15 protein-coding genes and 1 tRNA gene are annotated in these 14626 nt (G+C 70.6%); 7 read left to right on the top strand and 9 right to left on the bottom strand.

Annotation, left to right across the window (positions count from 1 at the left end; genetic code table 11):
* The 5 genes from E1264_RS29325 to E1264_RS29305 all read right to left on the bottom strand — a co-directional run.
* The coding region (locus tag E1264_RS29325; RefSeq protein ID WP_243711236.1) for an MBL fold metallo-hydrolase at nt 1–784 on the bottom strand (784 nt) is incomplete at its 3' end.
* 134 nt (nt 785–918) lie between these two features.
* Complete coding sequence (locus E1264_RS29320; RefSeq protein ID WP_165964444.1) at nt 919–1761, bottom strand: NUDIX domain-containing protein; 843 nt, start codon at nt 1759–1761, stop codon at nt 919–921.
* A 103-nt stretch (nt 1762–1864) separates the two neighbouring features.
* Nucleotides 1865–2326: a RidA family protein gene (locus E1264_RS29315; protein ID WP_132178687.1), complete on the bottom strand. Its 462-nt coding sequence runs from the start codon at nt 2324–2326 to the stop codon at nt 1865–1867.
* Between the two features lie 10 nt (nt 2327–2336).
* Nucleotides 2337–2495, bottom strand: coding sequence for a DUF4177 domain-containing protein (locus E1264_RS29310; RefSeq protein ID WP_021591512.1), 159 nt, complete (start codon nt 2493–2495; stop codon nt 2337–2339).
* A 97-nt stretch (nt 2496–2592) separates the two neighbouring features.
* Nucleotides 2593–3162, bottom strand: coding sequence for a MarR family transcriptional regulator (locus tag E1264_RS29305; protein ID WP_132178686.1), 570 nt, complete (start codon nt 3160–3162; stop codon nt 2593–2595).
* A gap of 87 nt (nt 3163–3249) precedes the next feature.
* Here E1264_RS29305 and E1264_RS29300 point away from each other — a divergent pair, with 87 nt between their 5' ends.
* Nucleotides 3250–4560 (top strand): MFS transporter, encoded by a 1311-nt coding sequence (locus tag E1264_RS29300; RefSeq protein WP_132178685.1) that lies wholly within the window; start codon nt 3250–3252, stop codon nt 4558–4560.
* Between the two features lie 20 nt (nt 4561–4580).
* On the opposite strand, the gene E1264_RS29295 is transcribed toward E1264_RS29300, so the two are convergent.
* Nucleotides 4581–5642: a slipin family protein gene (locus E1264_RS29295; protein WP_132178684.1), complete on the bottom strand. Its 1062-nt coding sequence runs from the start codon at nt 5640–5642 to the stop codon at nt 4581–4583.
* A gap of 243 nt (nt 5643–5885) precedes the next feature.
* Between E1264_RS29295 and E1264_RS29290 the strand changes: the two genes are divergently transcribed.
* Nucleotides 5886–6881 (top strand): ArsA-related P-loop ATPase, encoded by a 996-nt coding sequence (locus E1264_RS29290; RefSeq protein WP_132178683.1) that lies wholly within the window; start codon nt 5886–5888, stop codon nt 6879–6881.
* A gap of 64 nt (nt 6882–6945) precedes the next feature.
* The gene (locus E1264_RS29285) at nt 6946–8112 is read left to right on the top strand and encodes an ArsA family ATPase (RefSeq protein WP_132178682.1); all 1167 of its coding nucleotides are present in this window, start codon (nt 6946–6948) and stop codon (nt 8110–8112) included.
* Here E1264_RS29285 and E1264_RS29280 read toward each other — a convergent pair.
* Nucleotides 8071–9117, bottom strand: coding sequence for a DUF418 domain-containing protein (locus E1264_RS29280; RefSeq protein WP_243711235.1), 1047 nt, complete (start codon nt 9115–9117; stop codon nt 8071–8073). The genes E1264_RS29285 and E1264_RS29280 overlap by 42 nt on opposite strands.
* Nucleotides 9118–9274: 157 nt before the next feature.
* Complete coding sequence (locus tag E1264_RS29275; RefSeq protein ID WP_131969361.1) at nt 9275–9586, bottom strand: WhiB family transcriptional regulator; 312 nt, start codon at nt 9584–9586, stop codon at nt 9275–9277.
* 352 nt (nt 9587–9938) lie between these two features.
* Between E1264_RS29275 and E1264_RS29270 the strand changes: the two genes are divergently transcribed.
* Nucleotides 9939–12254, top strand: coding sequence for a transglycosylase domain-containing protein (locus E1264_RS29270; RefSeq protein WP_132178681.1), 2316 nt, complete (start codon nt 9939–9941; stop codon nt 12252–12254).
* Between the two features lie 2 nt (nt 12255–12256).
* Here E1264_RS29270 and E1264_RS29265 read toward each other — a convergent pair whose 3' ends face one another.
* The gene (locus tag E1264_RS29265; RefSeq protein ID WP_207936360.1) at nt 12257–12715 is read right to left on the bottom strand and encodes a GatB/YqeY domain-containing protein; all 459 of its coding nucleotides are present in this window, start codon (nt 12713–12715) and stop codon (nt 12257–12259) included.
* A 70-nt stretch (nt 12716–12785) separates the two neighbouring features.
* Here E1264_RS29265 and E1264_RS29260 point away from each other — a divergent pair, with 70 nt between their 5' ends.
* The 3 genes from E1264_RS29260 (at nt 12786) to E1264_RS29250 (ending at nt 14437) form a co-directional block, all read left to right on the top strand.
* A complete protein-coding gene (locus tag E1264_RS29260; protein WP_132178679.1) occupies nt 12786–13694 on the top strand; it encodes a metallophosphoesterase in 909 nt (302 codons plus the stop codon).
* A complete protein-coding gene (locus E1264_RS29255; RefSeq protein WP_165964442.1) occupies nt 13691–14287 on the top strand; it encodes a class I SAM-dependent methyltransferase in 597 nt (198 codons plus the stop codon). The genes E1264_RS29260 and E1264_RS29255 overlap by 4 nt, the downstream gene beginning before the upstream one ends.
* A gap of 76 nt (nt 14288–14363) precedes the next feature.
* Nucleotides 14364–14437: transfer RNA gene (locus E1264_RS29250), tRNA-Pro, on the top strand.
* Nucleotides 14438–14626: the final 189 nt, after the last annotated feature.

Raw genomic sequence — 14626 nt, 5'->3', positions numbered from 1 at the left:
CGTTCAGGTAGTCGAGCTGAGACTGGACGGACGATTCGGCCGCCGGCCAGAGGGACCTGTCGACGTCCGCGTAGACTCGCTCGACGACCTCGCGCGCCGTGCGCGCACCCGCCGCGACGGCGGCCTCCACCTGCGCGAGGCGCTCCCGCCGGTGGTCGATGTAGTGGTCGAGGACGGCGATCGGATCGTCCAGCTTCGGCCCGTGACCCGGGAGGATCGTCGCGGCCTCGACCTCGGCGGAGAACGCGCGGAGCCGGTCGAGCGAGCCGAGATAGTCGCCGAGGCTCCCCTCCAGGACGGTCGTCCCGTACCCGAGGACGGTGTCGCCGGTGAGGACGGCGCCGTCCGCCGGAAGCCAGAAGGTGAGCGAGTCGTCGCTGTGGCCCGGCGTCTCCATGATCCGCAGCTCCAGGCCGCCCGTGGTGATCACGTCGCCCTCGCCGAGCCCCTCGTCGCCGAGCCGGTGCCGCGGGTCGAGCGCCCGCACCTTGACCTGCCCCCCGGCCATCCGCGCGAACTTCCCGGCGCCGGCGGAGTGGTCGGGGTGGCCGTGCGTGAGCAGGACGAGACCGACGCGGCGCCCCTGCGCCTCGACCGTGTCCAGGACGCGCCGCAGGTGCTTGCCGTCCTTGGGGCCCGGGTCGACGACGACGGCCTCCCCGGACCCGGGCTCCGCGATGATCCAGGTGTTGGTGCCGTCCAGGGTCATGGCGGACGGGTTCGGAGCGAGCACGCAGGTCGCCCGCTCGGTACCCATCCCATCGATCTCGGACATGTCCCCCATCTTCCCCGAGGCGCGATCCGGGTGACGGACCGGGTTCCAGCCGAGCCGGTCGAGGTGCCGCAGCGCCGACGTGCCCGCCAGCCGGTACATGAGGGCCTTGGAGACCACGTCCCGCCGCCTCCCACGCGCGGACGTCACCGGTAATGCCAGGCGACGGAATCGGGCAGGACGAGGTACGCCTCACCGTCGATGATCTCCGCGGTGGGCTCGTAGGCGACGATCTCGCGGGGCGCGGCCAGCACGTCCGCGACCGTCTCGAACTCGGCGAGCTCGGTGAGCGTCGCGATCGTCGGCGGGAGCATGGTCCACTCGCCCGTGCTCCCGCGCTCGGCGGCCTCCTCCGGGCGTACCCAGAACACCTGGTCCGCCTCAGTGCTGACGTCCCGGGCCCGCTGCCCCTCCGGCATCGCCGCGACGAAGAAGCGGGTGTCGTAGCGCATCGGCTCGATCTTCGGGGTGATCCAGTGCGCCCAGGGGCGGAGCAGGTCCGTCCGCAGGACTAGGCCGCGCCGGTCGAGGAACGCGCCGAACGACTGCGTCCGGTCCAGCAGCGCCTGCCGGTCGGCCTCCCAGTCGCCGCCGCGCGTGTCGTCCACGACCGTGCCCGCCGTCGGGCCCGCGAGCAGCACGAGGGTCTCCTCGAACGTCTCCCGGACGGCGGCGCACACCAGCTCGCGGGCCAGCGTCTCGCCGGCGTTGAACGCCCGTCCCCATTCCGCGGGCGGCGGGCCCGCCCAGGCGATGTCGGCGTCCCCGTCCCGCGGGTCGACCCCGCCGCCCGGGAACACGTACGCGCCGGGCGCGAACGCCATGGACCGGACGCGGCGGAGCAGGAACGCCTGCAGCCCCTGCCTCTCGTGATCGCGGAGCACGACGACCGTGGCGGAGTCCCGCGCCGGGACGGGCTCGGCCCGCCCGGCCCGGATGTCCTCGACCCGGTCGCGGAACGACTCCGGCAGCTTGAGCGCGTTCACCATCGACAGACCGAACTCGTGTCCCTCATGGCGGCCAATTCGGACATACCGAACGTCATTCCGTCAACTCCGGACGCCCCTGGACGCCCCAGCCGGGTGTCCAGTCCTAGGCGACCTCGGCGATCAGTTCGACCTCCACCGGGACGTTGCGCGGCAGGGCGGCGACGCCCACGGCGCTGCGGGCGTGCTTGCCCGCGTCGCCGAACACCTCGACCAGCAGATCGCTGGCCCCGTTGATCACCTGCGGCTGCCCGTCGAAGTCGGGAGCGCTGGCGACGAAGCCGACGACCTTGACGATCCGCGCGATCCGGGACAGCTCGCCGACCTCGGCCTTGAGCGCGGCGATCGCGTTCAGCGCGCAGATCCGGGCCTGCCGGGCGCCCTCCTCCGGGCTGACCTCGGCGCCGACCTTCCCGACAAGGCCCAGCTCGCCCTTGACCAGCGGAATCTGCCCGGCGGTGTAGACGAGCGACCCCGTCCGGGCCGTGGGCACGTACGACGCGACCGGCAGGACGACGTCCGGCAGCTCCATCCCCAGCTCGCGGATCCGTTCTTCAGGCGTGCTCATGACACTCCCCCTAGGACTGCACTTCGCGCTTGAAGTAGGCCACGAGGTTCTCCGGGTTCGGCCCCGGCAGGACGGTGACGAGCTCCCACCCGTCCTGTCCCCAGTTGTCCAGAATCTGCTTGGTCGCGTGCACCAGCAACGGAACGGTCGCGTACTCCCACTTCTTCATGCGCCTCACACTAGCGATCGGCCTAACCGAAGCCCCTCCGAACCCGCCCGTTCAGCACACCATCCCAACGGGAACCGGAACCGCTCGCTGCGTGCGGTCAGGGCTGTTCGGCGCGGAGCATGACGCGGCGGAGGAGGTCGGAGAGGGTGCGGCGCTCGTCCTCGCTCAGGGCGCCGAGCAGCCGGTACTCCTCATGGCCGACGCCGCCCATCGCGCTCAGCCAGGCGGCGCGCCCCTCGTCGGTGAGCTCGACGACGACCCGGCGGCGGTCGGTGGCGGACGGCGTCCGGCGCACGAACCCGCGGCGTTCCAGCGCGTCCAGCCGTCCGGTGATCGAATTCGGCGCCATGCCGAGGTCGGCGGCGAGCTGCGAGGGCGCGGCGGAGCCGTGCCGCCCGGCGAGGGCGTGCAGCGTGTCGTACTCGTGCCGCTGCAGATCGGAGGCCACGAGGGAGCGGTCGCGGACGTGCTTGAGGTGCTCCACGAAATACACCATCCGGGTGACGGCGCCCTCGATGTCCGGATCGAGGTCGGGCAGGATCGGCGTCCACCGCGCCACATGATCGTCCGTCCGGTCCCGCGCCGCGTCGTCCGTCCGGTCCCGCGCCGCGTCGTCCGGGCGGTCCCGCGCCGCGTCGTCCGTCCTGCTCCGCACCCTGTCGCCCATGGCCTCGATCGTATCGACGCACCACACACGCTTCGCCACCGAATAATTCGTTGACGAACAATTCGCCACCGAATTAGATTGCGCACCATGGCCCACCGTCCTCCAGCGCCCGCCCCCCGCCTTCCTCCGGCCCATCCGCTCCGCGGCCGGGACTTCCGGCTGCTGTTCGGCGCGCGGGTCCTGTCCCTGACCGGCGACGCCGCCGTACCCGCCGCGCTCGCGCTCGCCGTCCTGCGCACGACGGGCTCCACGTCCGCGCTGGCCCTGGTGCTCGGCTGCGCGATGGTGCCGCGGCTGCTCCTGCTGCCGATCGGCGGCGTCGTCGCGGACCGCCTCAACGCGCGAGGCGTCGCCCTCGCCACCGACCTCGTCGCCTGCGCCGCCCAGCTCTTCGCCGGGATCGAGCTGCTCAGCGGGCACCCGCAGCTCTGGCACCTCGCCGTCGCCCAGGCGATCGGCGGCACCGCCTCGGCGTTCCAGACCCCGACGATCTCGCCGCTCGTGGCCGGAACCGTCGACCCGTCCGGCCTCCAGAAGGCCAACGCCCTGCTGGGCGCGTCCAACGGCGCCACCCGGCTCGCCGGACCGGCCCTCGCCGGGACGTTCGTGCTGACCGTCGGGCCCGGCTGGACGTTCGTGCTCGACGCCGCCTCGTTCGCCGCCAGCGCCGCGCTGCTCGCGATGGCACGCGTCCGGCACGCCCCGATCCCGGCACGGCCCGGCACAGGCACCGGCCGGGGGGCGTTCCGGCGGCTCATCGGCGACCTGACGGAGGGCTGGTCGGAGGTCCGCTCGCGCGACTGGTACTGGACGAGCCTGATCGCGCACGCCATGTGGAACGGCGCGTCCGCCGTCCTGCTCACCCTCGGGCCCGCCATCGCGATCGACCGGCTCGGCGGCGAGGGAGCGTGGATCGCGACCGTCCAGGTCGGCGCCGTGGGCCTGGTCGCCGGGGCCCTGCTGGCCGCGCGCGTCCGGCCCCGCCGGCCCGTCCTCGTCGCGAACCTCGGCCTCGCGGTCTTCGCGCTGCCCCTCGTCCTGTTCGCCGTCGCCGCGCCCGCGCCGCTGACCATCGCCGCGTACGGGCTGGCGGGAGCCGGGCTGGGCGTCCTCAACCCGACGTGGGAGACGGTCGTCCAGATGACCGTGCCGCAGCACGCGCTCGCCCGGGTGACCTCGTACGACTGGCTGCTCTCCCTGGGCGCCGCACCGCTCGGCTACGCATTCGCCCCGTGGGCCGCGTCCGCCTGGGGGACGTCCACACCGCTGCTGGTCGCGGCCTTCCTCGTCGGGACCTCATGCCTCGCGACGGCCGCCGTGCCCGGCGTCCGCCACCTGACCATGCCCACCAAACCCCCAGCAAAGCCACACCCGGCGGCCCCCGACCACGCCGTCTAGGACGCGGAGCGCCGTCCGGCCTAAGCGCCGCCGCCCGCCTGCGGGTCGGCGCCAGGCCGGCGATCGCCGCCGGTGAGGCCCTGCTGCTCGTCGGACGGCGATTCGACGGCCTGCGGTTCGTCACGCTGCTTGGGCTCGTCCAGGCCGATGACCGGCGGGACGTCCTCCGCGGACTCCAGCACGGACGACGTCTCCGCCGCCCTCGCCAGCTCCTGCTCGGCCTTGGCGAGCCGTTCCCCGAGGTCGAGCCTGGCCTTCTCGCCTTCCTCGCCCTCACCCTCGCCGGAGCGCCCCGGACCGCCCGCGGCGCGCTCGAAGAACCGCAGGATCTCGACCGGCAGCGGCATGACCAGCGTGCTGTTCTTCTCGGCGGAGACCTCCACGACGGTCTGCAGCAGCCGGAGCTGGAGGGCCGCCGGGTCCTGCGACATGATCTCCGCGGCCGCGGCGAGCCGCTTGGACGCCTGGAACTCGCCGTCCGCCGTGATGATCCGGGCGCGGCGCTCGCGCTCCGCCTCGGCCTGCCGGGCCATCGACCGCTTCATGCCCTCCGGCAGCGAGACGTCCTTGATCTCGACCATCTCGATCCGGATGCCCCACGGCCCCTCGGTGATCTCGTCGATGATCGCCCGGAGCCGAGTGTTGATCTTCGCGCGCTCACCGAGCAGTTCCTGCATGTCGGCCTGGCCGATGACCGACCGCAGCGACGTCTGCGCCACCTGGGACACCGCGTAGCCGTAGTTCTGGACGTTCACGATCGCCTTCACCGGGTCGATCACCCGGAAGTACACGACGGCGTCGACGCGGACGCTCACGTTGTCCTGGGTGATGCCGTCCTGCCCGGGAACGCCCATCGTGACCGTCTGCCGGCTGACCTTCTGCATCCGTTCGACGATCGGCACGATCGCCGTGATGCCGGGCGACCGGACCGCGCCGGGACGCAGCTGCCCGCCCCGCTGCACCTGCCCGAACCGGAACACGATGCCGTGCTCGTACTGCTGGACGATGCGGATCGACGACGCCAGGCCCAGCAGCCCGCCGATCAGCACGACGAGCAGTATGACCAGAACCACCGCTTCCATCACGGCCACCTTTCTCGCGCGGTGGACGGGGCCGCGGGGAGCACCACCGGCCCCGGCGATTCCGAACCTTGTGGGTTCGGACGGAACCACCTGGAGGGCAGTCCACGTTTCCCAGCTAACCGCGCGGGCAGGCCGAATGACAGTGCCCGCACGAACGATCTTGGCGAACCGTGTCAGGGATCACTTGCATTGAGGGCGGGCGTGCTCTGAAGTGTTTGCCGAGTGAACGATATGGTCGATCGGGTGAGCGCGAGAGACACCGACTGGGACGGCGTACGCCTCCATGTGGTCACCGGCAAGGGCGGGACCGGGAAGACGACGGTCGCCGCCGCGCTCGCGCTCGCCCTGGCCGCCGGAGGACGCAAGGTCCTGCTCGTCGAGGTCGAGGGACGGCAGGGCATCGCCCAGCTGTTCGACTGCCCGCCGCTGCCCTACGGGGAGCGGCGCGTCGCCGTCGCACCGGACGGCGGCGACGTCTACGCGCTCGCCATCGACACCGAAGAGGCGCTCATCGAGTACCTCGAAATGTTCTACAACCTCAAGCGCGCCGGGAAGGCGATGACCAAGCTCGGCATCGTCGACTTCGTCACGACCATCGCGCCCGGCCTGCGCGACGTGATCCTCACCGGCAAGACCAGCGAATCGGTGCGCCGCAAGAAGAAGGACGGCTCGTTCATCTACGACGCCGTCGTCATGGACGCCCCGCCCACGGGCCGCATCACGAAGTTCCTGAACGTCAACGAAGAGGTCTCAGGGCTCGCCAAGGTCGGCCCAGTGCGCAACCACGCCGACACCGTCATGAAGGTCCTGCGCAGCCCCGAGACGGCCGTGCACTTCGTGACCCTCCTTGAGGAGATGCCCGTCCAGGAGACCATGGACGGGATCCGCGACCTCACCGACGTCGGCCTGCCCATCGGCGGCGTCGTGGTCAACATGGAGCACCAGCCCGTCCTCACCGAGGACGACCTCGCCGCGGCCGCCGCCGGAGCGCTGGACACCGACGAGATCGTCCGCGGCGTGAAGGCCGCCGGCCTGGAGCACGACGCCGAGTCCATCGCCGCGGAACTCGCCGCCGAGGCCGCCGACCACGCCCGCCGCACCGCGCTCCAGCGCCGCGAGAAGGAGCGCCTGGAGTCGATCAACCGCCCCCGCTACACGCTCCCCCTCCTGTCGGACGGCATGGACCTCGCCGGCCTCTACGACCTCGCCGCCGCCCTCCGCACCCAGGGCGCCGCATGACACACCGCAATACCCCCGAGTGCGGACGCCGCCGGAACGGGTCCAGGACGGGAGAGGCGAACCGATGAGCCCGAGCACCAGCAAGGCCCCGCCCGCGCTCGACGTCGACGCGCTCCTCGACGACCCCCGCACGAAGATCATCGTGTGCTGCGGCTCGGGCGGTGTCGGCAAGACGACGACGGCCGCGGCCCTCGGTGTCCGGGCCGCGGAGCGCGGCCGGGACGTGGTCGTCCTCACCGTGGACCCGGCCCGCCGCCTCGCCCAGTCGATGGGCCTGTCCGAGCTGGACAACAACCCGCGCAAGATCGAGATCGAGGGCGACGGCGAACTGCACGCCATGATGCTCGACATGAAGCGCACCTTCGACGAGATCGTCGAGGCGCACGCCGACCCGGACCGGGCCAAGCAGATCCTCGCCAACCCCTTCTACCAGTCGCTGTCGTCCAGCCTGTCGGGCACGCAGGAGTACATGGCGATGGAGAAGCTCGGCCAGCTGCACCGCTCCGGCGCCTGGGACCTGATCGTCGTGGACACCCCGCCGTCGCGGAACGCGCTCGACTTCCTGGACGCGCCCGAGCGGATGGGCCGCTTCCTCGACGGCCGCTTCATGAAGATCCTCGCCGCCCCGGCCAAGACCGGCGGCCGGTTCGGCGTCAAGGTGATCAGCGCCGGGTTCGGCGTGTTCACCGGCGTCATCAACAAGGTCATCGGCGTGCAGCTCCTGCGCGACGTGCAGACGTTCGTCGCCGCGTTCGACACGATGTTCGGCGGCTTCCGGGAGCGGGCCGAGAAGACCTTCAGGCTCCTCCAGACACCCGGCACCGCGTTCCTCGTCGTCGCGGCCCCCGAGCCGGACGCGCTCCGCGAGGCGTCCTACTTCGTCGAGCGCCTGGCGGAGGAGCGCATGCCGCTGGCGGGGCTGGTGGTCAACCGCGTCCACGAGTCCGGGGCCGACACGCTCTCCGCCGCCCGCAGCCAGGCCGCCGCCGAGACGCTGGAGGAACGCGGCGAGCACACGCTGACCGCCGCGCTGCTCCGCCTCCACACCGGCCGCATGCAACTGGCCGCCCGCGAGGAGCGGCTGCGGGACCACTTCGCGTCCACGCATCCGACCGTCCCGGTGACGGCGGTTCCCGCACAGGCAGAGGACGTCCACGACCTGGAGGGCCTGCGCCAGGTGGGCGAGGACCTAGCCGCCCCCACCTCCGCCCCGCCGACCGCCGCCGCCTGACGGCGATGGCCCGTCCCCTGTGGTCGACGAACCGGTAGCGCTGACGCGCTGACGCCTGTTCGGCACGACCTCCCACCAGGTGAGACTGCGCCACACCCACTCCAGAGGCCCATACCGGGCATGGCGCAGCCACAGTGAGCTGAACGCCAACTCGGCCAGGAACACGCACGTACCCAGCAAGACGGCCGTTCCGTGATCGGACACCTCAACGAAGTCGTCGGCCGCCATGATCATCAAAGTGGCGCCGACATATCCGCTCAGCGCCATCCTCCCGAGCGGCGCCAGCGCCCCCAACGCGCCCCGAACACGCGAGCGCGACAGCAGCAGAATCGCCATCACATATGCGGCGGCCGTCGCCAAGCCCGCGACCGCCGCAACGCGCGCCCCACCACTCGCGCCGTCACTCACCTGCCAAAAATTCAGGACAACAGCACACAGAAAGCCGATCGCCAGCGCAACGCCCAAGCGCACCCCGGACAGCACATCCAGAAGCTTCTCTACTCCGTACCGCTGCGCCGCGTATCCCAGCAGGAACAGCCCTGGGATCAGCACGCTGCCACCCCCGCTGACCAGCACCGCGGCCAGAACGCCCGCAGCCCCGAGCACCAGGACGTACCGTGCCGCAAGAAACGACGCGGGCAGCAGCACGACGACGCCGACGACCGCGTAACTCAGCAGCACCTCGTCCGGCTGGAGCAGCCGATGCAGTGCGCCGATGGGCACCAGAAAGCCGAGCCGAGCCAGCATCACCAGCCGAGGATCGCGCTCCGCCTCGCGGGCGGCGTCCAGGAACAGCCCGAAGCTGATCCCGAACAGGAACGAGAAGATCGGAAAGAACCTCTGATGAAGGAGCGTCTCGTAAGCCCAGTAGGCCGCACCGTCACTCGTCGCGGCCGCGGGCGTCCCGAGCCCGGCGTGCCCGCTGATCCCCACGGTGTTCACGATCGAGATGCCAAAGAGAGCGAACCCGCGGAGGACGTCCACCTCCACGATGCGCGGCCGCATCCCGGGACCTCCCTGGAGGATCAGGAGCGCGCTGGCAGGCCCGCACCCCATCGAGGTACGGGCCTGCCACAACGCTTATTCGGCCGTGCTTGTTGTTGAACCGTACGGGCCACTCCCAGCCCGTGACAGCCGGACGACCGCCTTCCGGCGGATCGGGTCAGCTGGCGACGAGCTCCTGCTCGTCAATGTCGACCGACCGCTCGTACTCCTCCTTCGCGGTCTCCAGCAGGTCGCGCCACGATCGCACGTCCGGCCGCCGGCGCAGCAGTGCACGGCGTTCCCGCTCCGTCATCCCGCCCCAGACACCGAACTCGATCCGGTTGTCGAGGGCATCAGCGAGACACTCCGTGCGCACCGGACAACCGCGGCAGATCATCTTGGCCCGGTTCTGCGCCGCTCCCTGCACGAACAGGGCGTCCGGATCCGCGTTACGGCAGGCGGCGCGGGCGGTCCAATCCGTGATCCACATCTTGGCCCCACTCCCCTAGGGTCTGTGTGTCGATTTGCGCTCCTTGGCCGGACGGGCGCGGACGTCAGGCCGCCAAACGAAAGCCGTGGGGAAGAACTTACGGAAGCGAGGGACGTTTCAACAGCCCCCGATGGGCCCATTCTCGATATAGCCCACCAGGGCCATATCACCGGAACGGACTAGTTACCTGTAGTTGACGCGCCAGACACGGCGCCGGTTGTCATCTTGAGGGCATAACGGACGAACGCCTCGACGGTGACGGCCCGGAAGGTTCGGCTACGGGAGCCCTGTCCCGAATGCACTGGTCATCCCGCGTACCCTAGAGCCCGTGCGCGTTGCGAACACGGATCGGATGAACACGGATCGGATGAAGGCGGCCTCGACGCTGCTCCGGCTTCTCGGCGCCGGAGTGGTCGCGGGCGTCCTCGTCGCGTTCATCGCGCTGCCCGCCGTCGGCAGCGCGGGGCTGACCGCCCGGGACGCCGCGAACAACTTCGAGGACATGGACAGCCAACTGAAGACGACACCACCGTCGGAGAAGACGGTGGTGTACGACTCGGACGGCAAGCAGATCGCGACGTTCTTCGACAAGTACCGCGAATCCGTCCGGCTCGACCAGATCGCGCCGATCATGCGCCAATCGATCATCGCCATCGAGGACTCGCGGTTCTACGAGCACGGCGCCCTCGACCTGAAGGGCACCATTCGCGCACTGGCGTCCAACGTGGAGTCCGAGCAGACGCAGGGCGGGTCGACCCTCACCCAGCAGTACGTCAAGAACCTCCTGGTCGACGCCGCCAAAACGCCGGAGGAGTACCGCGAGGCCACCGCGCCCACGGTCGGGCGCAAGCTCCGCGAACTCCGCTATGCGCTCGACATCGAGAAGCGCATGTCCAAGGACCAGATCCTTGAGGGCTACCTCAACATCTCCTACTTCGGCGCGGGCGCCTACGGCGTCCAGGCCGCGGCCAAGCGGTACTTCAGCGTTCCGGCGTCCGAACTGACCCTCGGCCAGGCCGCGCTGCTCTCCGGCATCACGCAGAACCCGACGGCCTACGACCCCATCCGCAATCCGACCGACGCGCGTAAGCGGCGCGACGTCGTCCTCTACCGGATGGCGCAGCTCGGGCACATCAGCAAGGCCCAGGCCGACGAGGAGGCCAAGAAGCCCATCGAGCTGAACCGCACCGACCCGGTCGGCGGCTGCGAGAGCAGCTCGGTGCCGTACTTCTGCGAGTACGTGAAGTACGACCTGCTGAACATCCTGTCGGACGGCAAGTACTGGAAGCTCGAACCGAAGGAGCAGCAGAACGTCGTCAACAAGCTCAACCGGGGCGGATACACGATCCGCACCACCCTCGACATGCAGGACCAGCGCGCCGTCGACAGGGCGCTGCGCTCGACCGTCCCGCCAGGCGGCAACCGCGTCGCCGCCGAGGCGATGGTGGAGCCCGGCACCGGCAAGGTCAGGGCTATCGGGCTGAGCAAGCGGTTCGGCCCCGGCAAGGGCAAGACGACCATCAACCTGCCCGCCGACTCGGCGCACGGCGGCGGCAACGGCGTCTCCGCGGGCTCGACGTTCAAGATCTTCACGCTGGCCGCCGCGATCGACCAGGGCATCCCGGTCAGCACGTCGATCGGCTCGCCCGAGACGACGACCATCGGCGGCTTCCAGCCCTGCAAGTACACCGGGTTGTACCAGGGCAAGAGGGTCAAGGACGCGATGATCGGCGGCGGCACCTGGACGGTGTCCAACGCCGGCGACAGCGAATCGGGCAACTTCAACCTCAAGACCGGCACCTGGCACTCGGTCAACACCTTCTACGCGCATCTGGAGAAGCGCGTCGGCGTCTGCAACGCGGTCAAGATGGCCGAGAAGTTCGGCATGAAGCAGGGCAACGGGAACCCGCTGCTGCCGATCGCGTCGCAGGTCCTCGGCGTCAACGACGTCGACATGGTGCACCTCGCCGCCGCCTACGCCGGGTTCGCCGCCCGCGGCAAGTACTGCGCGCCGGTCTCGGTGACGGAGGTCGTCGACCCGGAGGGCAAGCAGCTCAAGCTGCCCAAGCAGGACTGCCGCCAAGTCCTCGACCAGGACGTCGCCGACAAGGTCAACTCGATCCTCCAGGGCGTCCTCACGAAGGGGACGGCGGTCGGACGCGGCATCGGCCGTCCCGCCGCTGGCAAGACCGGAACCTGTGAAAGCCACTCCTGCGCCGTCTTCGCCGGCTTCACCCCGAACCTCGCCGCCGCCACCGCCTACTGGGACTACCGGGGCCCCTGGCAGTACAAGGTGTACGGCGTGTACGGCGCGGGCATCCCCGGCGGCATCTGGCAGCAGAGCATGCGGAGCGCGCTCGCCGGAGAGCCCGCCCCCGGCTTCCGGACCCCGACCCGCGACTTCGGCGACAGCACCCGCGTCCCGCAGGTGAAGGGCGCCACGGTCGCCGCCGCCACCGCCACCCTCAGGGGCGCCGACCTGCAGGTCCGCGTGGCGCCCGCGTCCATCCGGTCGAACCAGCCGAAGGGGACGGTCGTCTCCACCTCACCGGCCGCCGGCAGCCAGGTCCCGCCCGGGACCACCGTCATCCTCTACGTCAGCAACGGCAAGGGCCGCGGCAACGAGGGCCCGGGCGGCGGCGGCTGGCCCCCGTGGGGCGGCGACTGACGTCAGGCCTGCTGGACGAGCTGGCGCTTGACCTCGGCGGCGACGCGCCCACCCTCGGCGCGTCCCGCCACCTTCGGGCTCACGACCTTCATGACCTGCCCCATCGCGCGCGGCCCCGCCGCCCCGGTCGCGGCGATCGCGTCCGCGACCAGCGCCGCCAGCTCCTCGTCGCCGAGCTGCGCCGGAAGGTACTCCTCCAGCACCTCGCCCTCGTCCCGCTCCGCCTGCGCCTGCTCCGCGCGCCCGGCGTCACCGAACGCGGTCGCCGCCTCGCGCCGCTTCTTCGCCTCCCGGGTGAGCACCCGGACGACGTCGTCGTCGGACAGCTCCCGCGACTGCTTGCCGGCGACCTCCTCGTTCTTCACCGCCGTCAGCGCCATCCGCAAGGTGCGCGTGCGTACCTCGTCACGCGCCTTCATCGCGGCCGAAAGGTCGGTCTCCAGCTTCTCCTTCAAGGTCATGTTCCACATCATGCCCGTAGCGCACCGGAAGCCTCATCGGGATTACCACGCGGTGCAATTCTCTGGAAGCATGGGAGGCGTGCGAAAGTTCTACGCCGTGCCCCTGGCACTCATGGGCGCGGGCGCCGCGACCTTCGGGTACGCCTCGGTGATCGAGCGGAACTGGTTCCGCCTCCGCCGCGTCGACGTCCCCGTGCTGCCGCCCGGCCGCCCGCCGGTGAAGATCCTGCACATCTCCGACGCCCATCTCACGCCCGGCCGCTCCCGCCTGATCCGCTGGGTCCGTTCGCTGGACGCCCTGGAGCCCGACCTGGTCGTCAACACCGGCGACTCCATCTCCCACCGCGACACGATCGGCCCCTTCCTGGACGCCCTCGGCCCCCTCCTCGACCGTCCGGGCGTCTTCGTGTACGGCTCCAACGACCTCTTCTCCCCGGTCCTCAAGAACCCCCTCCGCTACATCTGGCGGACCAGCAAGTCCGACTACGACCGGCACCGCCGCGAACCCGACCTCCCGTACCGCGAGCTCGGCTCGTCCCTCCAGGCCGCCGGCTGGCTCGACCTCAACAACCGCATCGGCCGCCTCAAGGTCGGCGAGCTGGACGTCGAGTTCGGCGGCATCGACGACTCCCACATCAACCGCGACCACTACGACAAGATCGCCGGCCCTGTCGACCCGCAGGCCGACGTCCACCTCGGCGTCATGCACTCCCCGGAGCCCCGCAACCTCGACCGCTTCACCGCCGACGGCTACGACCTCCTCCTCGCCGGCCACACCCACGGCGGCCAGGTCTGCGTCCCCTTCTACGGCGCCCTCGCCACGAACTGCGGCATCGACCGCCCCCGCGTCAAGGGCCTGCACCGCCACCGCGGCTCCTGGCTCCACGTCTCGGCTGGCCTCGGCACGTCCCCCAAGGCCCCCATGCGCTTCTGCTGCCCGCCCGAAGCGTCGCTCCTCACGCTCATCCCCCGCGCGTGACCCGCTGGAAGACCGACCACCTCTCCGTCGCCGCCTACGACTACGGCGTCCACAACCCCCTCATCTCCCGCGTCGTGGCCCGCCTCCTGTGGAACTACGACATCCGCCACCTCCACCAGGCGATCGCCGCCCAGGACCCGTCCGCCTTGACCCTCGACGTCCCGTGCGGCGGCGGCATAGCCGTCCGCGACAACCCCCGCCACGTAGGCGTCGACCTCTCCTGGACGATGCTCACCCGCGCCCGCCGCAAGACGAAGACCCTCCTCCAGGCGGACATCTACGCCCTCCCCTTCCGAGACTCCACCTTCGACGCCTGCGTGACGTACAACGGCCTCCACTGCCTCCCCGACCCAGCCGCCGCCGTCCAGGAACTAGCCCGCGTCCTCCGCCCAGGCGGCACCCTCCGCGGCACGACCCTGGTCCGGAAGACAACCCGTCGCACCGAGGCCCTCTACACCTTCATGCACCGCCAGGGCATCTTCGGCCCTTCGGGCACCCTCGCCGATCTCCACACCTGGCTGACGCAGGCCGGTCTCTCCGACATCCACCTGACCCCCAACGGCGCCGTGACCGGCTTCACCGCCCGTAAATAGGGGACGCACCACCCTCCGGCATCCGCTAAGGTGGACAAGGCGCCGGGAGACCGTACGACTCCCGGGCAGCCACCACCGGGGTGTAGCGCAGCTTGGCAGCGCGCTTCGTTCGGGACGAAGAGGTCGTGGGTTCAAATCCCGCCACCCCGACACTGGCCAGACTCTCCATTGGAGCCTGGCACGGAGGCCGGAAACGTTCTCCTGTGGGAATTCGAGGGACGATCTTCGGATCGTCCCTTTTCCTTTTGTCGCTGGTCGTCAGGGGAGCTGGTGGGTGCGGCGTTCTTCTTTGGTCAGGTCGCGGGTTCGGCGGGACTTGGCTAGGGCTAGGACCTGGGG

Source organism: Actinomadura sp. KC216 (assembly GCF_004348535.1).
Classification (GTDB): domain Bacteria; phylum Actinomycetota; class Actinomycetes; order Streptosporangiales; family Streptosporangiaceae; genus Spirillospora.
The sequence above is the reverse complement of the archived record's forward strand: the minus strand, read 5'-3'. Positions and strand labels throughout refer to the sequence as shown.